The 20,920-nt window shown below is 59.5% G+C and carries 19 protein-coding genes and 1 pseudogene; 5 read left to right on the forward strand and 15 right to left on the reverse strand.

Annotated elements, in window-relative coordinates; translation table 11 throughout:
* Nucleotides 1–99: 99 nt before the first annotated feature.
* Complete coding sequence (locus FHX05_RS18820; RefSeq protein ID WP_112398844.1) at nt 100–1,323, forward strand: multidrug effflux MFS transporter; 1,224 nt, start codon at nt 100–102, stop codon at nt 1,321–1,323.
* A 118-nt stretch (nt 1,324–1,441) separates the two neighbouring features.
* On the opposite strand, the gene FHX05_RS18825 is transcribed toward FHX05_RS18820, so the two are convergent.
* Nucleotides 1,442–2,395 (reverse strand): aldo/keto reductase, encoded by a 954-nt coding sequence (locus tag FHX05_RS18825; RefSeq protein WP_183873731.1) that lies wholly within the window; start codon nt 2,393–2,395, stop codon nt 1,442–1,444.
* A 174-nt stretch (nt 2,396–2,569) separates the two neighbouring features.
* Between FHX05_RS18825 and FHX05_RS18830 the strand changes: the two genes are divergently transcribed.
* Nucleotides 2,570–3,469, forward strand: a complete 900-nt coding sequence (locus FHX05_RS18830) for an AraC family transcriptional regulator (protein WP_183873733.1) — start codon at nt 2,570–2,572, stop codon at nt 3,467–3,469.
* Between the two features lie 90 nt (nt 3,470–3,559).
* Here FHX05_RS18830 and FHX05_RS18835 read toward each other — a convergent pair whose 3' ends face one another.
* From FHX05_RS18835 to FHX05_RS18860, 6 genes are all read right to left on the reverse strand, one after another.
* Nucleotides 3,560–4,810 carry a neutral trehalase gene (locus FHX05_RS18835; protein ID WP_183873735.1) on the reverse strand — a complete coding sequence of 417 codons (1,251 nt, stop codon included), beginning with the start codon at nt 4,808–4,810 and terminating at the stop codon, nt 3,560–3,562.
* Nucleotides 4,811–4,841: 31 nt separating this feature from the next.
* Nucleotides 4,842–5,900 (reverse strand): ABC transporter ATP-binding protein, encoded by a 1,059-nt coding sequence (locus FHX05_RS18840; protein ID WP_183873737.1) that lies wholly within the window; start codon nt 5,898–5,900, stop codon nt 4,842–4,844.
* 13 nt (nt 5,901–5,913) lie between these two features.
* On the reverse strand, nt 5,914–6,771 hold the full coding sequence (locus tag FHX05_RS18845; protein ID WP_183711280.1) for a carbohydrate ABC transporter permease: 858 nt from the start codon (nt 6,769–6,771) through the stop codon (nt 5,914–5,916).
* Complete coding sequence (locus FHX05_RS18850) at nt 6,768–7,619, reverse strand: sugar ABC transporter permease (RefSeq protein ID WP_183873739.1); 852 nt, start codon at nt 7,617–7,619, stop codon at nt 6,768–6,770. Before FHX05_RS18850 ends, FHX05_RS18845 begins: the two co-directional genes overlap by 4 nt.
* Before the next feature lie 72 nt (nt 7,620–7,691).
* Complete coding sequence (locus tag FHX05_RS18855) at nt 7,692–8,966, reverse strand: extracellular solute-binding protein (RefSeq protein WP_183873741.1); 1,275 nt, start codon at nt 8,964–8,966, stop codon at nt 7,692–7,694.
* Between the two features lie 46 nt (nt 8,967–9,012).
* On the reverse strand, nt 9,013–10,023 hold the full coding sequence (locus tag FHX05_RS18860; protein WP_183873743.1) for a substrate-binding domain-containing protein: 1,011 nt from the start codon (nt 10,021–10,023) through the stop codon (nt 9,013–9,015).
* A 654-nt stretch (nt 10,024–10,677) separates the two neighbouring features.
* On the opposite strand from FHX05_RS18860, the gene FHX05_RS18865 reads away from it, so the two are divergent.
* Nucleotides 10,678–10,974, forward strand: coding sequence for a PRC-barrel domain-containing protein (locus FHX05_RS18865; protein WP_183873745.1), 297 nt, complete (start codon nt 10,678–10,680; stop codon nt 10,972–10,974).
* Nucleotides 10,975–10,995: 21 nt separating this feature from the next.
* Nucleotides 10,996–11,139, forward strand: a complete 144-nt coding sequence (locus tag FHX05_RS18870) for a hypothetical protein (RefSeq protein ID WP_183873747.1) — start codon at nt 10,996–10,998, stop codon at nt 11,137–11,139.
* A 275-nt stretch (nt 11,140–11,414) separates the two neighbouring features.
* Here FHX05_RS18870 and FHX05_RS18875 read toward each other — a convergent pair.
* Nucleotides 11,415–13,095, reverse strand: a pseudogene (locus FHX05_RS18875) (FAD-dependent oxidoreductase).
* A gap of 400 nt (nt 13,096–13,495) precedes the next feature.
* On the opposite strand from FHX05_RS18875, the gene FHX05_RS18880 reads away from it, so the two are divergent.
* Nucleotides 13,496–14,533 carry a FecR domain-containing protein gene (locus tag FHX05_RS18880; RefSeq protein ID WP_183873749.1) on the forward strand — a complete coding sequence of 346 codons (1,038 nt, stop codon included), beginning with the start codon at nt 13,496–13,498 and terminating at the stop codon, nt 14,531–14,533.
* A gap of 34 nt (nt 14,534–14,567) precedes the next feature.
* Here the strand turns inward: FHX05_RS18880 and FHX05_RS18885 are convergent, their stop codons facing one another.
* The 7 genes from FHX05_RS18885 to FHX05_RS18915 form a co-directional block, all read right to left on the reverse strand.
* The gene (locus tag FHX05_RS18885) at nt 14,568–16,742 is read right to left on the reverse strand and encodes an adenylate/guanylate cyclase domain-containing protein (protein ID WP_246699005.1); all 2,175 of its coding nucleotides are present in this window, start codon (nt 16,740–16,742) and stop codon (nt 14,568–14,570) included.
* Nucleotides 16,743–17,383: 641 nt separating this feature from the next.
* Complete coding sequence (locus FHX05_RS18890) at nt 17,384–17,593, reverse strand: hypothetical protein (RefSeq protein WP_183873752.1); 210 nt, start codon at nt 17,591–17,593, stop codon at nt 17,384–17,386.
* 43 nt (nt 17,594–17,636) lie between these two features.
* Nucleotides 17,637–17,879 carry a 30S ribosomal protein S21 gene (gene rpsU / locus FHX05_RS18895; protein WP_095436084.1) on the reverse strand — a complete coding sequence of 81 codons (243 nt, stop codon included), beginning with the start codon at nt 17,877–17,879 and terminating at the stop codon, nt 17,637–17,639.
* A 28-nt stretch (nt 17,880–17,907) separates the two neighbouring features.
* Nucleotides 17,908–18,189, reverse strand: a complete 282-nt coding sequence (locus FHX05_RS18900; RefSeq protein WP_112335990.1) for a cold-shock protein — start codon at nt 18,187–18,189, stop codon at nt 17,908–17,910.
* Between the two features lie 110 nt (nt 18,190–18,299).
* A complete protein-coding gene (locus FHX05_RS18905) occupies nt 18,300–18,509 on the reverse strand; it encodes a cold-shock protein (RefSeq protein ID WP_075852595.1) in 210 nt (69 codons plus the stop codon).
* 546 nt (nt 18,510–19,055) lie between these two features.
* Nucleotides 19,056–19,856, reverse strand: coding sequence for a BtpA/SgcQ family protein (locus FHX05_RS18910; protein WP_183873754.1), 801 nt, complete (start codon nt 19,854–19,856; stop codon nt 19,056–19,058).
* Between the two features lie 54 nt (nt 19,857–19,910).
* Nucleotides 19,911–20,765: a DeoR/GlpR family DNA-binding transcription regulator gene (locus tag FHX05_RS18915; RefSeq protein ID WP_183873756.1), complete on the reverse strand. Its 855-nt coding sequence runs from the start codon at nt 20,763–20,765 to the stop codon at nt 19,911–19,913.
* Between the last annotated feature and the right edge of the window lie 155 nt (nt 20,766–20,920).

The following is a 20,920-nucleotide window of genomic DNA, read 5'->3' on the forward strand; positions in this document are numbered from 1 at the left end:
CGCTGTCCCATCTATAATCGCCCACTCAATCCCCGTCACATGCTTTTTGTATGAGACTTTGTTTCGTCCGGGGAATGGTGTGCGGGAAAGGTTTCTTCCGTGCAGAGCAAGGATTCCGTTTCATCCCTCGGGGCCGGCGGCTCCCACCATGCCATCGTCCTTGGCATTCTTTCAGCCGTGGGTCTCTTTGCCCTCGACATGTATTTACCTGCGTTGCCGACGATCAGTCTGGATCTTCGCGCCGACACCCATGCAGTTCAGGCAAGCCTGATCTCCTTCTTTGCCGCCATGGCCGTGTCGCAGATTGTCTATGGTCCACTGTCGGACATGTTTGGCCGCAAGCGGCCTCTGTATGTCGGTCTGGTGCTCTATATCATCGGCGCGATCGGTTGCGCGCTTTCGACCGATATTGGCTGGCTGGTCGCCTTCCGCTTCATTCAGGGCACAGGCGCCTGTGCCGGCGTCGTGATTGCCCGCGCCATCGTGCGCGACCTGCATACGGGGGCGGCCGCCGCGCAACTGATGTCGCGGCTTATGCTGGTCTTCAGTATCTCACCGATTCTGGCTCCGCTCGCGGGCAGCATCGTGACAATGTTCGGAAACTGGCGACTGATCTTTTGGGTCATGGTCTTCGCCGGCGTTGTCGGCTTCGTCGCGGGCCGCTTTTTCCTCGAGGAAACCCGGCCGGTTGCGGCTCGCAGTGAAAGCAGCCTCGGCGGGGCATTGAAGGCCTATGGAACACTCCTTAAGGACCCGTACTATCTCGGTCTGGTGCTGATGGCCTCCTTCGGCATGTCGAGCTACATGATCTATGTCGCCAACTCCTCCTTCGTACTCATCGGCCATTATGGGCTCTCTCCGAGCTTTTACAGCATGGTGTTTTCGGTGAATGCCGTTGGCTTCATCGGCATGTCGCAGATGAACGGCTGGCTTGCCCGCCGGATCGGTCTGCGCAAGGTGATCCGCGGTGCGGTTTCTGGTTATGCGCTGACGATGTTGGCGCTGGCTGTCGTGATGGCCGGTGGCGTCGACCGCCTCGACATTATGGCGGCCTTCCTGTTTGCGGGTTACGCTTTCCTTGGAATGATCGTGCCGAATGCTGCGGTACTGGCGCTTGAACACCATGGCCGCATCGCTGGCACGGCCTCGGCGATGATGGGGACGGTCCAGTTCATGACATCGGCGCTGGTGGTTGGCATCGGCGGTATGTTTATGGACGGTACGGCGAGACCGATGGTGGTCGTCATCGCTATCTGCTCGGCCATCGTGCTTCTCCTTTCGATCGCAGTGCTGAAGAGCAGGCATGTGGTGGCAGCTGAATAGATCTTGCTGCCATCGATTGCAGCGGCCTATGTAGGCCGCTCGCACCAAGGCTTCTTCAGCGCGAGCGAAGTGCGCCTTCGGAACGGCTCCGAGATCTTAGGATCGCGGAACTACGAGCCTACATCTCTTTTTCCCACCAGCCGCGGGTGTCCACGTCAGTGGCACCTGCAAGAGCCTCCAGCTCCGCAATGTCGGCGTCGGTAAGGGTGATGCTGCCGGCTCGGACCAGACCATCGACATGATGGGGCTTGGTGACGCCGATGATCGGCGTCGTGCCCTTGGCGATGGCCCATGCCGTCGCGACATCGGGCGCTGCCGCATCGTGCTTCTCTCCGATCGATGCGAGCTTGTCCGTCAGCGCCTTCAGCTGAGGCAGCATGCCATTGTAAGCCTCCCCCCGTCTGCTTCCTTTAGGCAGCAGGTTCTCCGGACTGTACTTGCCGGTCAGGGCGCCCTGCTCAAGCACCATGTAGGCGAAGAACGGAATACCTCGGTTGCGGCAGTAATCCAGAATGCCAGCTTGCTCGGAGCTGCGGTAGAGGAGACTATAGTGGTTCTGAATGGCATCGACCTGGAATCCGGCTTCCCCGAGGATCTGGTTGGCGAGCTCGATTTCGCTCAGGTTGTGATTCGAAACACCGACATGTTTGACCTTTCCACTCTTCAGCAACGGTATCAGGCGCGGGGTCCACCGCGCCACATCGGCTGGATTGTGAATCCAGTAGAGGTCGATGTAGTCGGTGCCGAGGCGCGCCAGGCTTTGTTCCAGCATGTCCGCCACCGGATCATCACTGGTCCCTGCCGCTTGCGGGGTGAACTTCGTGGAGAGCTGGTAGTCGCTGCGAGCGTAGCGCTCCAGTATCTTCCCGAGCGTGGTCTCTGAACGGCCCATGCCGTATGCCATGGCGGTATCCCACAGGGTAAAGCCGGCCGCATGCGCCTTTTCCGCGACCTCTTCGAGGCCAACCTGAGTGAGGCGGCTGCCAAAGTAGCCGTCGCCAGCCTCGCCGCTGTCGCCCCAGGCCCAGGTGCCCAGTGCGACCTTGGGGGTCTTCAGATTATCGATTGTCATGTTTGCTCCATACTTGTTCTGCAGCCAGGTTCGCAGTGACTCAGGCGCTGCAGACACTATGATGGGTGGCGACGCTGAACCGTTAGCCCGATGCGCCGGGATTACTGCCCAATCCTCCAGAAACGCGCGGGTTTCGCCTTGCCGCCTTCCTGCTCGCATGCGATGGTCCACTTCATGGAAACATTGTCTGAAATCGCTGCGGTGATTGCCCGGCACGTCTCGAAGGATGGCTTCCACGCGACCGCACTCGAACGTGTGACGCTTGCTCGATCCTCCACGGTGACGATGCCGATGCCGAACGTATACCGGCCGCAACTATGCCTTGTCGCACAAGGGCAAAAGGAGGTCACCCTGGGCGACCGCGTGTTCAGATATGCTCCGGGCCGCTATGGGATCGTGACCTACGATCTGCCCGTGACGGGCCAGGTGGTCGAGGCGACACCTGACAAGCCCTATCTCTGCCTGTTCCTCGATTTCGATCCAGTCATGCTGGGACAGCTGGCGTTGCACGTGTCGCCGCCACCGGGAGCGCCCGCTCGGCCCATAGGCAAGACGGTGTCCGACGCCGGCGCCAATCTGCTCGATGCGGTGCTGCGCCTGCTGCTTCTGCTCGACGATCCGGCAGCGTTGCCCGTACTCGGGCCGTTGACCGAGCAGGAAATTCTCTATCGCCTGCTCGCCGGTCCGGATGCTGCCAGGATGCGCCAGATCACCTCCAGCCAGGGGCGGGTTGCACAGGTCGGCCGCGCCATCGCGTGGATCGGGCAGAACTTCCGGGAACGGTTCAGCATTGAGCAGCTTGCTGCGGAAGTCGGCATGAGTCCGTCGAGCCTGCACGAGCATTTTCGCGCCGTGACGGCGATGACGCCGCTGCAATTCCAGAAGCAGCTAAGGCTTCAGGACGCGCGCAGCCTGATGCTGGTCGATGACATCGACGCCACGACTGCCGCCTTCCGCGTGGGTTACGAAAGCCCGTCGCAGTTCACTCGCGAATATCGGCGCCACTTTGGAGAACCGCCGGCGCGCGACATAGCCCGCTTGCGCGCCTCGCCGGGCTTGGTAGGGGTAGCTTGATTTCAGCTTACCGGCGAGTGTCTCTGCTTCTACTGCCTTGATTTGCTTGCACAATCTAAGATTTATGCGTAGCACGACCGGCACCTAAATTTATGATGCGACGAGCCACATATAAGCTGCAGCCGTCCAGGAGAAGCCAAGGCCGCCGCAGCCCTCTCCGGTGACCGGGTCGAAATATTCGGCAAAACCCTCCGCCTCGATCGCCGAGATGGTCGACTTGCGCAGCTTCTCGGCATCGTCGGCCCGGCCGTTGCGCTTCAGGCCGTCGATCAGCAGCCAGTTGATGATCGCCCAGGCCGGGCCGCGCCAGTAGCGTTTCGGCTCCCAGCTGGCGACGCCGGGCTTTACTGTCGGGAAGGCGACTTTCATCCCCTTGGACCATGCCTTCATTTCATCGACGAGAGCGCCGACGACCGCCTGGTCGAGATCGAGCGACAGAAGCGGGATGAAGCCCGCCTGTGTCGGAGCCTCGATATCCCAGCCCGAAACGAGATCGCGGGATACGAAACGTGACAGATTGGGTCGCCACTGGGCGAGGATCGCGTTACGAGTTTTTTCATTGAGCGCGGCGATTTCGGACGCGTCTTCCATGCGGCCGAATTCGTGGGCGAGCGCTTCGAGGTCTTCGCCGGCCTTGAGCAGGATCGCGGTGGTCTGGATCTCGGCGACCTTGAAGGGGGCCTTCGCCCACTGTCTGGCCGGCTCCCAGTCGCAGGCGGCATAGCTATCAACCAGGTGGATGAAGCGCTGATAGTCCTCGTTGCGGGGGCGCATCAAAGCGTTCACATGGCCGGTATCCTTGCGCACGACCGGCGTGTCGGTAGTGGTGGGAACGCGCGCGAGCGCGAGGTCCCATGCGGGAGAATTGTCGCTTCCGCTTTCCCAGGGATGAAGCAGGGCAACGAGGCCGGTCCCCTCAGGGTCGCGAGCCGCATACCACCAGCGATGCCATTTCAGGGCCGCCTCATAGAGCGGTAGGGTGCGGGTCTTGTCGCCGGTGGCTTCGTGCAGCTTGCGGAGCGCGATGGCAAAAACGGGTGGCTGGGTGATGCCGGAGGTCGGGATCGTATGGCGAGTGCGCCAGACGCTCGGGCCTGGAAAATAGGTATCACTCGGCTGGTGGAAGACGATATGCGGGATCATGCCGTCCGCCCACTGGCCCTCGATCAGCCGCTCCAGTTCGCGATAGGCGCGGTCCGTATCGTAGAGCACGAAGCCCATGGCGACAAAGGCGGAATCCCAGTTCCATTGGAAGGGATAGAGCCGGTCCGTCGGAACCGTATAGCCGCCGCGGTCGTTGGCGACGAGAATACGCTTGGCTTGATCGATATGCAGGTTCATGTCGGTACTCCGGTATCGGGGAGGGACGCCCCTAGGCCATCACGGCCGGAAAGGATTTGCCGCTTTCGGGCGAAAGCCAGGTGATGCGCTTGCGATCGAGCTTCAGGCCGATCGTATCGCCGCTCCCAACGGTTTCGGAGGCAGGCAGAATGACGCGGACGGGCTGATCGTGGATCGAGCCGGTCAGGAGCAGGTGCGAGCCCATCGGTTCGGCGACCCGCACTTTCATTTCGAGGCCCTCGGGCAGGCCCGCAAGCTCGACCGCCTCGCCGCGCAGGCCGAGGATGATCTCCCTGCCGGCTTCCTGCGGTGCATTCAGTTGCTCGATACCGGCGGAGACCTGGCCGTTCAGGACGGGTACCTTGATGAAGTTCATCGGCGGATTGCCGATGAACCCGCCGACGAAGCGCGTTGCGGGATGATTGTAGACATCGACCGGCGAGCCGACCTGCTCGACGATCCCTCCGTGCATGACGGCGATGCGGTCGGAAAGGCCCATCGCCTCCGTCTGGTCATGCGTGACGTAGATTGTCGTCGTGCCGGCCGATTGCAGCACCGTCTTGAGTTCGGTACGCATTTCGAGGCGAAGCAGCGCATCGAGGTTGGACAGCGGTTCGTCCATGAGGAGTACCTTGGGCTCGACGGCAAGCGCACGGGCAACAGCGACGCGCTGGCGCTGGCCGCCCGAAAGCTTGTTCGGATAACGATCGAGATACTGTTCGATATGCAGCAGGCCGGCGGCCTTTTCGACCTGCGCCTTGATGCGCGCCTCATCTGCCTTCTGCATGCGCAGCCCGAAGGCAACGTTTTCGTAGACCGTCATATGCGGGAAGATCGCGTAGTTTTGGAAGACCATCGCGAGCCCGCGATCCTTGGGAGCGAGCCCGAGGACCGACTTGTCGCCGATGCGGACATCGCCGCCGGATGAGGTTTCGAGACCGGCGATGATGCGCAGGAGCGTGGTCTTGCCGCAGCCGGACGGGCCGAGAAGCGAGACGAATTCACCGTCGTTGATCGTCAGCGAGACCTCTTTCAGGGCCTGAAATGCCCCGAAACTCTTGCGGACACGGTCGATGACAATATTGGCCATGGAATTGGTCCCGTTATTTGGAGGAAATGCCCCAGATCGCGAAAAGGTAGCGCCTGACCGCGAAGATGAAGACAACCGAGGGAAGGATGAGCATCAGGCCGCCGGCGAAGCGATAATGCATCGGGCTTTCGGAAAGCACCGTCAGCAGATAGGCCGTCAGTGTGCGGTTGCGCACCGTCAGCACCGAGGCGGCGAAGACTTCGTTCCACGAGATGACGAACGCAAAGACCGCCGTCGCGACGATGCCCGGCAAGGCGAGCGGCGCAACGACCTTGAAAAAGGCCTGGATGCGGGTGCAGCCGAAAACCCATGCGGCTTCTTCCAGCTCTTTCGGGACGCCAAGGAAAATGCCTTGGGTCACTAGAGCCGCGAAGGGGAGCGCCAGGACCGTATGGATCAGGCCGACGCCGACAATCGTATCGTAAAGGCCGAGCCGGATGAAGGAGACGGTGAGCGGCAGCGCCAGGATCGCCAGCGGGAAGGCACGCGTCAGCAGGACCAGCAGCCGGTAGCTGTCCTTGCCCGGAAAATTGTAGCGGGCGAGCGCATAGCCCGCGGGCGCCCCGAGCAGGATGGAGAGGGCTACCGTGATGCCTGCGGCGCCCAGCGAATTGAGGAAGGAGCGGACGACCCCTTCCGTCTGCAGGAAAAGGATGAAGGGTTCGAGCGAGATGCCGGTCGGTAGGCCGGTCTTCGGCCAGATGTAGACGCCCTGTCGCCCGCCGAGTGCGCCTAGCGCCACGAGATAGATCGGCACCAGAACCCAGGCGCAAAGCGCGGTGATACCGCTCCAGAGCAACCAGCGGCGCGATGAAACGAAGCTTGCGGGATTGGCGGCCGCTGCTTCGGAACTAATGGCTTGCATGTTCATGGCAGGCGCTCCGGATCGACCTTGAAGGCCTTGAGATAGACGAGGGTTGCGGCGAGCGAGATGACCATGATCAGAACCGCATAGGCGGCCGCGACGCTGTAATTCTGGTTCTGGTTCTGCCAGTTGTAGGCTTCGCCCACGAGAACCGGAAAATTACGGCCGCCCAGCGCATATACGACTGCGAAGACCTCGAAGGCGAGCACGGTGCGCAGGATGAGGGCCGATTGCAGCGCCGGGCGGATCAGCGGCAGCGTTATTTTCCAGAAGCGCGTCCAGGGACCGGCCCCGAAGATTTCGGCGGCTTCCTTGAACTCCTTCGGCACCTGGTTGAGGCCGGCGACGATGATGACCATGACGATCGCCGTGCCGCGCCAGATCTCCGCCACCGCGATGGCGATGAAAAGCGCAACCGGCGTCTGATAGGAGAGCCAACTCGCCTGGCGGGTGATCACGCCGAGGCTGAAGAGCAGCGAGTTGAAATAACCGGTATTCTGAAGGATCGACAGCCAGACGAGGCCGGCGGCAAGATCCGAAATGCCGAGCGGGATCGTCCAAATCCACAGAATCGTCTCCCGCCCGCGGCCGATCTTGGCGACCATCGTGCCCATGGCGAGCGCGATGGCGATCTGGACCGGTACGACCACGATCGTCAGCAGGAACGTGTTGCGCACCGATTGCATGAAATTGATGTCCGTCGCCATGCGCTGCATGTTTGCAAGCGACGGTGCGCCATCATCCGAGACCGCCAGCCAGATCGTCTGCACCAGCGGCACGATGAAAAGCAGGCCGAGGAAAACGACGGATGGCAGGATCAGCAGATAGGGGATCCAGGGTCGGTTTTGGGTCATGGGCTCCCGCCTCGAAAAGCAGGGTTGCAGAAAGAATGTCCGGGCATTCGCGCCCAGGCACTCAAGGGAGGATTATTGAACCGGGCAGGCGCCGTCGCTCTTGGCATCCGGTGCCCAGCAGGAAGCCTTGGTATCGGTCATCAGCTTGGCCATGACGGCGCCCTGCTTGGCCAGCACGTCGCCGACGGGCTGGTTCTGCAGCACGATCAGCTGGAAGCTGTCCATATAGACTTTGTTGAACTCGCCGCCCTTGTCGCCGAGGCCGACTGGAAGAAGCGAGATCACGGCATCCTTGGCCGCCTGGGTCTTGGTGACGGCACCGGCGAGAAGTGCGACGCCCTTGTCGAGATCCGGCGGCAGCTGGACGTTCAGCGTCGGGAAGAAGCCGACCTTGGATGCGGTGAGCAGCTGGATCTTCTGGGTCGTCAGTGTTTCGATGATCTTCATCGCGCCCGCCGCATCCGGGGCACCCTTCGGGATCGAAAGGCCCGCGAGAACGGGCATGTATCCGCGGCCCTTGGGGCCGGCCGGAGACGGGAATACGACATAGTCGTCGGGCGAGGCGGAAATGGCATTCTTCAGTCGGGCGACATGGTCCCAGGCGACCATGACTTCACCGGCGGCCAGCGGCTCCTGCATGAAGTCGTAATTGGTCGAGTTGGGATTTACATAGGCCCAGAGGGCTTTGAGTTTCTCCCAGCCTGCCGCGGCATCGGCGTTCTTGAAGGTGCGCACCACGCCGCCGGTGAAGGACGGGTAGAAATAACCCTGGAAGTAACGTGCCATCAGGCCCTTGGGACCGGCCGGGAAGCCGATCTGCGGCTGGCCCGTCGCCTGCTGCATGTTCTTGCCCCACTCGATCAGCTGATCGTAGGTGATGGCGTTGATATCGGCGCCCTTCGGCAGGTATTGCAGGGCTTCCTTCTTGGCGGCCATGACATAGGTTGCCTGCATCCACGGAATGTATTGCTGGGTGGATTTGCCGAGCTTGCCGAGATCGAGGAGCGATTGCGGCATGCCGCCGCCGGCGAGCTTCTTAGCGAGGTTATCAAGCGGTTCGAGCTGATCCTTGTCGGCAAGTGGCGAAAGTTCACCGTGCAGCGCGCCGACCAGGCTGACGGTGTGCTTACCGGCCTTGGCCTCTGCTTCCATGCGTACGGCGAACTGCGGCGGTTCTTCAACCACATAATCCACCTCGCCGGCATCCTTCAGCAGGTCCTGCCGCACGACGGTCGCCTCTTCGATCGGCCGAAGCTGGGTGGATACGAAAACCGTCTGGGCAAGCACCGGCGAAGCAAAGGCCAGCACAGTGGAAGCCAGAATTCCGAATGACGTGATGCGTTTCATATTCTCTCCTCCTTCATTGTTTTTATCTGTGATGCACTGTGTCGGATCATGCTGCCTTCATTGGACGGCGATGGCTGTCGCGATCGATGAATTCGATCGCGTGAAGCTCTTGCAGTTCCTCCGCAGGCTCGCCGGCGATTGCCCGCAACAGCAGCGAGGCGAAGCTCGCGCCGAGGTTTTCGCCGGTCATGCGCATGGTCGAGAGGGAAGGGCTGGTGAAAGCGCCCGTCGGCAGGTCGTCGTGACCGACAATGCTGATCGCTTCGCCGCCGTCGATCTCGCGTAGCGCTCTGAGCGCTCCGATCGCCATTTCGTCCGTGGAGCAGACGAGCGCGGTGGGACGCGAAGGCTGCCGGAGCAATTCCAGTGCGGCGAGATAACCGCCCTGTTCCGTGGGCGCGCCTTCGGCGCAGAGATCGGCATCCAGACCTGCCTCGTCCATCGCGGCCTTCCAGCCCGTGCAGCGCACATGCGCGAAGTAATAGTCCTGCGGCCCGGCAATATGGCCGATGCGGCGGTGGCCGGCGGCCTGAAAACGGGCCGTTGCCGCGTGGAACCCGGCAAAACCGTCGCCGTCGATATAGGGATGCGGCACGAGGCTTTCGGTGCGTCCATTGGTGACGAAGGGGATGCCGCGCGACTGGAGAAATTCGACGCGTTCGTCCTGCCGCCTGGTGCGCACGAGAAGCATGGCATCAACGCGGCGGCCATCAACGAAACGACGGCAGATGTCGAGTTCGCTTTCACCGCGTGGTACAGGCGCGATGACCAGATTGAGACCGGCACCCGCAAGATGCTCAGCACAGTTGGAGAGCATATCGAGGAAATGCGGCGGACCGATATGGCCGGGGTCGCTCGGCAGCGTGATGGCAACCAGTTCGGCACGTTGCTTTCTCAGTCTACGTGCCGATGCGTTGGGGCGATAGCCGACTATGTCTGCAGCCTCTCGCACACGCTTCCGGGTTGCTGCAGAGACGTCGTTGTAATCGTCGAGTGCACGGGAAACCGTTGTGATCGACAGTCCGAGCGACTGCGCGAGTTGCTTGAGATTTGCCAAGATCATCCTCCCGAATGGCACAAAGGATTCTCCAAAACGTTTTGGTAGTCAAGTCAAAACGTTTTGGATATCCTTCATGCACGGTCGCTATGATCATTCGAGAGTTAGGAGCTGCCCGATACATCCGCCGTTGGGAAAAGGAACGGCGCAGGCACCTGGTGGCGCATGAGCAGGCGTCTGAAATGCCTTGGCGCAATCGGCTTCGCCGGGCGCAATATCGGCAATCCGGGCATATGCCCTAGGATGGTCCGCAAACAGACGCAGCCAACAGCCTTCCTCGCCGAATACTACGCTCTGCATCTTGATGCCCGGACCGGGCGACCATTTCGATTTTGGTCGCATGCCAGCCCATAGCGGCGTCACTACTAGTGATCTCTTAACCACGCAAAGTGAGCAAGACCCCGATTAAATGGCAGACGCCAAGTGTTTCCAGGGGAGTTTGGCCGACACGCTGGCAGACGTCGGTCATAGGACTGACTTCCGAACCGCGCCCTCCGGAACAAAGTTTTCGCATGGCCGTTCGTTCTTTTGAAGAACGGAAAAGGAAAGGCCAAGCCCCAGTGGCAATCAATCCAGGTAGACGGACATACGGGAATGCAAGGCCAATCACATCGCTAATCGACGCTACACCCGAAGCTAAAGGAGGAATAACTCATGGATCATAGCAACCACATACGACTGACCGAAGAGGAACTCACGCAGGCTAACCTGGAAGGCGCATCGATCTATGGTACTGATGATCACAAGGTTGGCACGGTTGACCACGTGCATGGAGCCGGCATCAGCAGCAGCGTCGTGATCGATGTTGGCGGTTTCCTTGGTATCGGCGCAAAGCCGGTGTCCGTTCGAGTGACCGATCTCGATTTCATCCGCGACGAAAGCGGCGAGGTCCATGGGGTGACTTCCTGGACAAAGGACCAGCTGAAGGCAATGCCCGAACATCGCGATTAGGCACTAGAAAGGAGCTTTCGCATGTGCGACGGGCTCCCGCTTCTAACCGAGATGTCCATACGTGAGAGGTATCGAAGCCCACTGTTGGTGGACGCCGGACTGGTTTCGGCGCCCTTCATTACCGTCGACGACACCGGTGCCGGCCGTATCAGGCGCAACGCCTAAGCCATATCCATCATTTGGTAGATCCCATCTGCGGAGCTTGCAGAAAATTGCGCGTCCCCTTGGGTTGGCGAGACCAGAAAGGTTCCAAGCCGTGTCGGGAAATACTTAGAACGGTTCAGCTTTTCGCGGAATCCCTGAACCGCTCTATCTCCTTGTTTTCACGCAATTCCGGACGGAAAACTGCTACGCACTTTTCCTGGAACTCCAGGCATGCAGTCAAGCGTGAAAAAGGTAGAGATGCCGACAATAGCCAGCCGGTGATGACCCGTGGTCGGCTAGTGGCTATTTTGACCTCCGACATTGCGCGCCAGAAAGGAATGGATCTGAGCGATGACGGCCGCACCCCTCACCGACGGCGGCGGCGACCCGCTTGGTGGAGCCGGCGCGTACGTCTCCGACGGCAAAAATGCCAGGGCAACTCGTCTCCAGCGGCAGTCGCTCGCCATCACTGATGAGCTCTCCTGTGAGAACGAAGCCCTTTCCATCAGTCGCGACACAGCCATCGAGCCAGCCGGTATAGGGATCGGCGCCGATAAACAGAAAGAGGTGGCGCGAGGCACATTCCTCGGTCTCTCCGGTTCGAACGTTACGGAAGGTGGCCCCGGTCAGACCTGTCTCTCGATCACCATGCAAGTCCGTAATCTCGATACCCACATGGAGTTCGACATTGGGCAATGCCGCTATCCGGTCGATCAGATATTGGGACATGGTTTGCTCGAGCGGCCGCCGGACCACGAGGTGCAGGCGGCTTACCTGCGGTGCGAGGTAAGCAACGGCCTGGCCGGCTGAGTTTCCGCCGCCGACCAGAGTGATTTCCTCTCCGGCGCAAAGGCGAGCCTCAATCGGGGATGCCCAGTAGGAGACGCCGGCCCCCTCCAGTTCTTCGACATTGGCAATATCGGGCCGCCGGTAGCGCGCTCCTGACGCGATCACGATGGAACGCGCCCGTGCAGTATATCCGTTGCTAAGTTCAAGGGAGAATGGAGCCGCCGAATCGGTTCCATGGCAGCAAAGCTTTCCGACGGTCAGCGGGATCGCAAGCTCGGCGCCGAATTTCGCCGCCTGATTAAAGGCCCGACCTGCAAGAGCCTGTCCCGAGATACCCGTCGGAAAGCCAAGATAATTTTCGATCCGGGCGGATGCCCCCGCCTGGCCGCCGAAGGCCCGCGAATCGACAACGAGAACAGACAATCCCTCAGATGCCCCATAAACGGCAGTGGCCAGCCCAGCCGGTCCGGCTCCGACAACTGCGACGTCATAGACATTCTTCGGATCGAGATCCGGCATAATGCCGAGACAAGACGCCGCATCCGCGTCGCTCGGATTTCTGAGCAGCGTTCCGTTTGGGCAGATCATCAATGGCAGATCTTCCGGTGCGATGCCCAGCCGCTCCACCAGCTCGCGCCCCTCGACCTCGCATGCTGCGATAAGGGCGTGGGGATAGCCGTTCCGGGTGAGAAATCCCGATAATCTCACAATATCGGGAGCATCCCGGCGTCCAACCAGAACCGACCCCGCACCTCCGATCCGCCCTTCTTCGATCAGCGCAACGCGACGGAGTATAAAGGCGCGCATGATTGCTTCACCCACATCCGCCGACCCGATCACCAGTGCACGCAGATGCGGCGCATCGAAAGGTATAGCCAATACGCCCTTATCGCCCGCGACGACCGATGCGAGGGTTGCGTGACCAGACAATTGATTGGTCTCGCCGGTGAACTGGCCGGGACCGTAGGTGCCGATCACGGATGATCTCCCAGTCGCGCCACGCTGAATTGCATCGGCAGAGCCTTCTAGAACTAGCCAGGCAGGGACGTTGCGAGTGCCGATCTCGTAGAGTACATCGCCTGGGCCGAAATGATGCGGCTCACCGCTCGCGAAGCGTCGCGCCGCACCGATTTGAAGAGCTGAAAGCGTTGGGAATGTTTGCTCCCACCGAGCATCGCTGATCGCCATGATGTGAACTCCGTATCGGCCTATACTTGTATGACAACATCCGGAACAGTTCGCCAGTCTACATTGCGCGCGACCAAAGCCAACTCTTTCGAGGGCCTCTGCCAGCCGATATTCTTACGCCTTGTTCAAGGAGCCTGCCTCAAATTCTTCGAGCTCAGCAGCCTTGAATAGGCACCTCTTTTTTGAGATATCCGCAAGAGCTGCCGCCGGGCATATTATTGTAATTACTGTATAAATTTCCTTCAAGAATATATATATAAAAACATATTCAGCGGAATACACGCATGTTTTGGCGAATTTTAATTCGACGGTCTAAAGATATACATATTTGTGATTATGAATTACGATTTGTATTTATTAAAATATTATGATAATATATAAGTAATATTGGGAGGGTGCGGTGTTTTGTTTGCGTCACGCCGTGACCGGTGTGCTGAGCGCCATGCTACTCGCACCATTGTCTTCGAAAGCCGCCGAGAAGGTCGGCCAGGCGGTGCTGATTAAAACCGAAGTTACGGGTGCTGGTGGTCCGCTCGCGGTCGACGATCCCGTTCATCGGGACGAGCAAATTCGCACCTCGATTTCGGGCCTCGGACAGTTCACATTTCGGGACGGCACGAGACTGGCTGTCGGAGCCGGATCGTCCGTTACCATCGACAAATTCGTGTTTGATGACTCGGGCGCAGTGAAAAAGCTGACCATAAATGCGGCAAAGGGCAGCTTTCGCTGGATGAGCGGAAATTCGAACCACTCAGCCTATCAGATCGTGACGCCCGCCGGAACGATCGGCGTGCGTGGAACCGCGTTTGATTTTTATGTCGGGGCGAACGGCACGACGGCGGTCGTGCTGTTGAACGGCGCTGCGCAATTCTGCGGCGCTGGCGGCTGCAGGCAACTGAAACAGCAATGTGATTGTGTCGTTGCGAAGCGCAACGGTCAGATCAGTGAACCTCGTCGGGTCAATCGCGACGTTCTCAAAACACTGGGCAATCAGCGGGCTCTGCCTTTTCTGTCCGGGGATCAGCAACTTTCGGGACGAATGGGTTTTGCCGGCGGTGGCTGCGGTCTGTCGACGGCGATGAGAGGCCAGCCTAACGGGATCTCTCCGCGCAGCGCTCCGGCGAATAATCCAGCACCGGCACCGCACGATACGCCGAGCGCACCCAGCCCCCAGGAATCGCCACACGCCGAGGCGCCTGCCGCACCACACGAAACTCCCAGCACGCCGGATGTCTCGAATCCGCCAAGTGCGCCCGACAAGTCAGGCAAACCGCACGAGCATGATGGCGACGAAGGCGAGCATCACGATCACCATGAACATCACGACCATCATGGCGGAGGCGATCACGGATGGGGTGATCATCAAGGAGACGACAAGGACAGCCAGGGCGATGGCGGCAACCATGGCGATCACGGTGGTGGGCATCACCAGCGATAGCGCCGTGGGTTGCGCAGGATGGCTTCCAAATCAGCTAGATGTCGGCTGCCTTTTCCTCCGCAGTCTCGTCGGCGAAATGTCCGCCTCGTCGCGAAATGTGGCTGTAAAAGCCCTGCAACAGTCCTGTTGCCGCGGCTTGCGCCTTAAGTTTGGCGGCACTGATGAGTTTGCGGCTGCTCGCTGACCGAGTTCGCAGGGCATTCACAAGCTGCCTGTGCGTAGCCTGCAATTCGACAAATCCGGCGGATCTCGCCACGCGTTCGTCGCCGACCACCGCAAAGAGCTTGGTTCGCATACTCTTACCCTTCAGCGTCAGCGCTCCCGCTTCGAGCAGGGCGCAGTCGGGCAGCAAGCCCGCCGTCGGTTCGGATACCAGAATGTCGAAATTGATGTCCTTGCAGGCGGATTCGATACGCGCGGCAATGTTGACGGCATCGCCAACTGCCGTGTAATTGAAACGGGTCTCGGCCCCCATATTACCGACGCAGGCGAGCCCCGTATGGATGCCGATCCCTATCCCGACCCGTCGCGCGTCTCCGAAACCGAAGGCATCGTCGCCATTGAGGCGTGCGAGTGTTTCGCGCATGCCAAGAGCCGCCCGCACGGCCTTGCCGGCATGATCGGAGACATCGACGGGGGCATTCCAGAAGGCCATGATCGAGTCTCCGATAAACTTGTCGAGCGTGCCTTCATTGGCGATGACATGGTGGCTGAGCGCATCGAGCAGCGTGTTCAAAAACGCGACGACGGCGCTCGGGCTCATCTCCTCGCTAATCTGGGTAAAGTTTCGCACGTCGACGAACATGACCGTCAGCTCGCGTTCATCTCCCCCGAGACGCAGGGCATTGCGCGTATGCTCGATGCGATGGAGCAGCGATGGCGAAAGATAATGGCCGAAAGCCCGCCGCACGTCGCGCCGCTCCCGATCCGTCACGAGAAAGCGGAATGCCGTTGCAGCGAAGTGCGTGATCGATCCCGAGACGATCGGTGCCAGTGGGTCGAAGAGAAGCCCCCCATAAAGAAAGGCAGCCCAGGAGGCCACAAGGGCAAAAAAGGTAATCAGCAGGCCGCAGGCGAGGGCCGTGGCCGGATTGACGAAGGTGGTGACGATCACCAAAAGGCTGCCCAGGACGGCGATGGACAGGATTTCCAGTCCGTCTGCCCAATCCGGTCGGGAAAGGAAGCGGCCTGACAGGATCTGCTCGACGATCTGCGCGTGGATGGAGACACCCGGCACATTCTCGTCAAGGGCCGTCGTGCGGACATCTTGGAGGCCAGAAGCGGAGGTTCCGACGAAAACGATACTGCCTTCGATGGCGGCTCTCATATCGGCGGAGGCGCCTTCGGTCGCGAGTATCTTGCTTGCCGAAATATAGCGCTCCGCGGTATCGCGGCTGACATAGAGCCACAGCTCGCCCGCGGCCGTTACCGGCACGACGAAATTGCCGATCTTGACCCGGGTGAGCGTATTGGGTGTGTGCGGCGCAGCGTCAAGCACGTAGGTGGAGGCTCCCTGTGCGACGCGAAGCGCCTCAAGCGCGAGACTGGGATAAAGCTGCTTGCCGTCGCTGAGAAAAAGCGGAACCGCACGCACCACCGCCGATGATGCGCCCGGATTGAGGCTGATATGGCCGAGCCCCGCAGCATTGGTTTCCAATTGCGGCTGCAACGGCGTGGCGGCCTTGATCGCCGGCGGCGCACCGGAGGGATCTTCGCCGGTATAGGCAAATCCTGCCTTGACCGGCGGCAGATAGTTTCCTTCGTTGGAGAGGCCGAAGCCCAGAACCACCGGCCTTCCCGACAGCGATTGGGAAAAAATCTCATCATTATCAGGCAGTTTGCCAAGCAATGACGAATCGACGCCCATGACATCGCGAACGACGTTGCGCGGCGACAGACGATCCGGCTCGGCGAAGAGGATATCGAAAGCGATGGCGGCCGCGCCCAGATCCGAAAGCCTGTCGACAAGCGCGGCAATCCGGTTTCTTGGCCAGGGCCATTGACCGAACTCCCGCAGCGATGCCTCGTCTATGTCGACGACCCGGACAGGCTGGTTTTCGAACGTCCGGGGCACCAGGCGCTGATACTGGTCGAATGTCAAATCGCGGGCGAGCCTTAGCAACGGAGGATCGCTTGCCCGCAGGGTCGTCAATGCCGTGACGAAGGCCAGGCCGATAACGACGCCAATTTGCTGCGCACGCGTCACCATTATGGTGTCAGCCCCTTTGCCCTGCATCTCCGGCAATAAGTAATGGTTCGAAGAAATACAAAAATCTAACTATCGGTCTGCTACACAGGGAATAATACGCTGCTTTGTTCCCGTGCACGATGCAATGATGAAAATATTGAAGAGATGGAGAGAAGAATTTTGCACGGCGATAGTTGAGGCAATGCCGCAGGTTGGCAAAGACTTCGCGAAATCCATCGCTTCAGCCCAGGCATGGGTCCATTCCCGGGAATCGAACATGGCTGTTCGGGCTGTCGAGGCGTTTGTAAGACCGGGTCCAAATCTTAATGTCGAAAGGCATGACTGTGCATCTTGCCTTTGACGACAAAAGCACGATGGAGCTGGCGTCGACATCGAAGCAGGCCGGCGGGGCGCTCACGGCTGCAGTCTCTTCAGTGCGAGCGAAATGCGCCGTCTAAAAGGTGATGATGCTTGGAGGGTGGAGACATTGCTTAGGTGTTGTCGCGCGGTTGGTACGAGCGCGACGATTGACTAGACCTGATGAGGCCGGCCCAACTGTTAGGCCTCGTGCCGCCGGACGACGACATTGCCTCCCAAACCTCACATAGTGCTCCGCCGCGGGAAAGCGAGCGGTTGTCTGGCGAAGAACCGCCAGACAACCGCTATCCCTTCCTGTCTTTCTTTTTTGCTTTCGGCGCTGGCGCAGGCGCAGGCTCCTGCGCCAAACGAAGCGCGCGAAGCCTGTCCGTCTTCTTCTGTCGAGCGGAGGCCTCATCGGCCAGGATATCCTTGGCAATCGACGTCGTCTGTTCGGACTTGGTCTGCGCTGACAGCTTTTCAGGCTTGAACAGATTGTCTCTCGTCTTTGTCATGCTTCCTCCATTTCAGCAGGTGCGTTCCAAAAGACGCTGGACGTTAGCGAGCTCGCGCCACGACTTTCTTCTTCGGCGCCGGCAGCAAGCCCTCGCGTTGTGCCTGCTTACGGGCAAGCTTCCGCGCGCGGCGGACCGCCTCGCCCTTTTCGCGAGCGCGCTTTTCGGACGGCTTTTCATAGGCGCTGCGGGCTTTCATTTCCCGAAATACACCTTCGCGCTGCAATTTCTTTTTCAGAACGCGGAGTGCTTGATCGACGTTGTTGTCTCTGACCAGAACCTGCAAAACTTCTCCTTCTCAGCTCGCGCTGGATTTATTTCTTGGTGCGGATTGAATTCGAGTTGATCCAGCTCGATTTCGATGTTTGCGATATCTCGGCTTGCGCCGGTGAAAGCGACGATGGTGACGCCCCGGCATCGATATCGTCCTGACGGACGCTCCGCTCGAAACTCTCACTTTGGAAGCGGACGCGATAATGGACAACGCCCTGTGACACAGGCAGCACAGACACGATGCGGCCGGCCGGCTGGGCGTTTCCGAAAATTCCAGGCTTCAGGACGATGCTGTCGCCCGGCCGGTAACGACCATTTGCCATGTCGTTCTCCGTTCGAAATGAAAAACAAAAGGCCGGGACGTATCCCGACCTTCCTCGGTCATGGTTTCAGCGCGCCAGTACATCCGTGGTCGCACAAAGCCGTGACAAACTTATGCGGCCCGAAGATTGTCAGCCGAGCTCTTGCCGGATCTGCGATCCTGCACGATGTCGTAAGTGATCTTCTGACCATCGTTGAGCGAACGCATGCCGGCGCGCTCTACCGCGGAGATATGGACGAAAACGTCCGTGCTGCCATCATCAGGCTGAATGAAGCCGAAGCCTTTGGTGGAGTTAAACCACTTTACTGTACCAGTGTTCATAACGATTTCCTTTCATAGCAATCGTTGTTTGCCCCGCGATACCTTGCGGGATTAGATCGATTATTTGAGAGGAAATCCGGCGAGGGCGCAGAGGCTCCTCGACGATGTCGCAAGCAATGGTCGATAGACCTTATATAGGTTAAATTGAAATATTGGCAACAGAGGTGGCGGAAGAGAAGGTTTTCGGCAGGTCGCGATGCTTGTCGAACCGCCGCTGCCATCGGGTCGAAGTGATGCATGATTTCACGATCATCGGCAGGCGCTGTTGATTTGCGCTGAGAACTGACCTGGGATTGGCTTGTCTTCTCCGCGAAGGCTGCTTCATCGTCACTTTCAAAGGTTCTCTCGAGCCGGGGATACGGACCGGCTTGATCGGAAACCTGGAGCTCGTGGTGGCTCGGCGGCGAAGAGATTGGAACTATGATGATTTTCCAAGCTTCCTCCTCGGGTACTTCCCTATGCGGACTCCGTCGCTGGTGGGGAGGCGTCCACATCGTCACTCCACTCATGACTTTGCAAGATGGAGACTTTTGAGCCAGAGCGTCGTCAGCGAATAGTGCTGACGACGTCCATGAAGCGCTTGACGCGGGCGGGCTCGACCTTGTTCCAGGTATTGCCCTCATATTTGAAATGAGTGCCGATGACGACGCCGCTGGCGCAGGAGAGGATGCCGGTGACATTATCCTTGTTGACGCCCGTATTGGCGAAAACGGGAACATCCGTCACGGCTTCACAGACCTTGCGCAGGCCGGACTGATCGACCGGCTGGCCGGTCAGCGGGCCGGATACAAGGATGGCATCGGCAAGCGAGGAAAACACGGCGCTCTTTGCGCGGAGCTCGATCGGGCGCTGGTCGAGCGAATGGGCGAATTCCGCATTGATGTTGAACAGCATCTTCATATCGGTGCGGCCGAGCTTGGCGCGTAGCCGCGCCGGCGTCGCGCAATCCGGCGCCCAGATACCCATGTCGGAAGCGAAGACGCCGGTGAAGATCTCACGCACGAAGCTTGCGCCGGTGGCGGCACCGATGGCAACGCTGGCTGTCGGATCCCAGAGATAGTTGACGCCGAAGGGGATCTTGAGTTCGGCCTTTGCAGCCTGGACGATCGCCGTCATCGCAGCAATACCTTCCGGAGGCGCCTTCAACTCGTAAGGCCGGTCATTCTCGTTGCCAAACATGATGGCATCGACGCCGCCTTCCTGCAGCGCGCGAATATCTTCCATCACGTCGTCGATGAGCTTCGAGACGCCGCCTTTCGGATCATAATTCGGCGAACCCGGCAGGGCGCCGATATGCGCCATGGCAATGACGACCTTCTTCTTGTCACCAAAAAATTCAAAAACCATCGAAAGCTCCGAAATTGGGCGTTAGAGAAAGCGTGTTTTCACAAACCGGATGTTTCAGGAGGGCGAGCCGGCGACCATCACTTCGACCTTGGCAGCCTCAAGCGCTTCGGCCAGTTCGGGCGGCGGCGATGCATTGGTGATCAGCATGTCGAATTGTGAAAGCGGCGCGATGTGGACGAGCGACATGCAATCGAATTTCGATGCGTCGCAGAGAACGACCTTCTTTGTCGAGCGGCGGAGATAGACGCGCTTCATCTCCGTATCATCGAAGGAATAGTCATAAATACCATCCGACGTCAGTCCGGAAACGCCGACAAAGGCGATGTCGAACCAAAGTGCTTCGAACTGGGAAATCGCCGTCGCATTGGAAATCGACAATTCATCGTTTCTCATCCGCCCACCCGGCAGGTAGACTTCCGCCAAGCCTTCGCCAAGCTGGGTAGCGTTTCGCACGCTGTTGGTAAAGAATTTCACATGCTGCTGGCCGGCGAGCAACCGGGCAAGCAGGAATGTTGTCGTGCCGACATCCAGCGCGATGGTGCGAAGTCCGGAAGCGACCTGTGCCGCCGCTTCCGCAATCAACCGCTTCGGCAATGCGTTCTTGGCAAGACGGGCCTGAAAGGTCGGCTCGTTGAGGCGCGAGATGGTTGCGGAAAGGCCGGGTTCGGCAATTGCGGTAAGATCGGTGCTTACTGCTCCGCCATGGGTGCGGGCAAGCCGGCCTTCCTTTTCCAGTTCGGTCAGGTCGCGCCGCACAGTCATTTCGGACACGCCGAGCTGCGCAGCAATTTCCGTGACGGATACGGCGCCCGTTTCGGCCACCGCATCTAAAATGAAGGCGCGGCGCGTGCGCGCAAGAACTTTCGTCCTTTCGATTGTCTGCGTTTCAGCGTCATGGCCTGCGATCATTGGTCTGTCTTTCATTTAGAAAAGGCGGCTGGGTGATTGCGGCCGCATACACCCGAAGTCCAGTCCTCCCATTACATGATCAGTGCTTAACTCAGAAAGCGAACAAATTCAAACATAAATTTCGATTGATTTGTACGTTTTTGTTGCTATATGAT

The organism is Rhizobium sp. BK491, from assembly GCF_014194925.1.
Classification (GTDB): domain Bacteria; phylum Pseudomonadota; class Alphaproteobacteria; order Rhizobiales; family Rhizobiaceae; genus Rhizobium.

Bases quoted from the DNA above. Each gene is read 5' to 3' on its own strand.
- FHX05_RS18825 (WP_183873731.1), bottom strand. From the start codon at position 2,395: ATGACAATCGATAATCTGAAGACCCCCAAGGTCGCACTGGGCACCTGG.
- FHX05_RS18830 (WP_183873733.1), top strand. From the start codon at position 2,570: ATGGAAACATTGTCTGAAATCGCTGCGGTGATTGCCCGGCACGTCTCG.
- FHX05_RS18835 (WP_183873735.1), bottom strand. From the start codon at position 4,810: ATGAACCTGCATATCGATCAAGCCAAGCGTATTCTCGTCGCCAACGAC.
- FHX05_RS18840 (WP_183873737.1), bottom strand. From the start codon at position 5,900: ATGGCCAATATTGTCATCGACCGTGTCCGCAAGAGTTTCGGGGCATTT.
- FHX05_RS18845 (WP_183711280.1), bottom strand. From the start codon at position 6,771: ATGAACATGCAAGCCATTAGTTCCGAAGCAGCGGCCGCCAATCCCGCA.
- FHX05_RS18850 (WP_183873739.1), bottom strand. From the start codon at position 7,619: ATGACCCAAAACCGACCCTGGATCCCCTATCTGCTGATCCTGCCATCC.
- FHX05_RS18855 (WP_183873741.1), bottom strand. From the start codon at position 8,966: ATGAAACGCATCACGTCATTCGGAATTCTGGCTTCCACTGTGCTGGCC.
- FHX05_RS18865 (WP_183873745.1), top strand. From the start codon at position 10,678: ATGGATCATAGCAACCACATACGACTGACCGAAGAGGAACTCACGCAG.
- FHX05_RS18870 (WP_183873747.1), top strand. From the start codon at position 10,996: ATGTGCGACGGGCTCCCGCTTCTAACCGAGATGTCCATACGTGAGAGG.
- FHX05_RS18885 (WP_246699005.1), bottom strand. From the start codon at position 16,742: ATGGTGACGCGTGCGCAGCAAATTGGCGTCGTTATCGGCCTGGCCTTC.
- FHX05_RS18890 (WP_183873752.1), bottom strand. From the start codon at position 17,593: ATGACAAAGACGAGAGACAATCTGTTCAAGCCTGAAAAGCTGTCAGCG.
- FHX05_RS18900 (WP_112335990.1), bottom strand. From the start codon at position 18,189: ATGGCAAATGGTCGTTACCGGCCGGGCGACAGCATCGTCCTGAAGCCT.
- FHX05_RS18905 (WP_075852595.1), bottom strand. From the start codon at position 18,509: ATGAACACTGGTACAGTAAAGTGGTTTAACTCCACCAAAGGCTTCGGC.
- FHX05_RS18910 (WP_183873754.1), bottom strand. From the start codon at position 19,856: ATGGTTTTTGAATTTTTTGGTGACAAGAAGAAGGTCGTCATTGCCATG.
- FHX05_RS18915 (WP_183873756.1), bottom strand. From the start codon at position 20,765: ATGATCGCAGGCCATGACGCTGAAACGCAGACAATCGAAAGGACGAAA.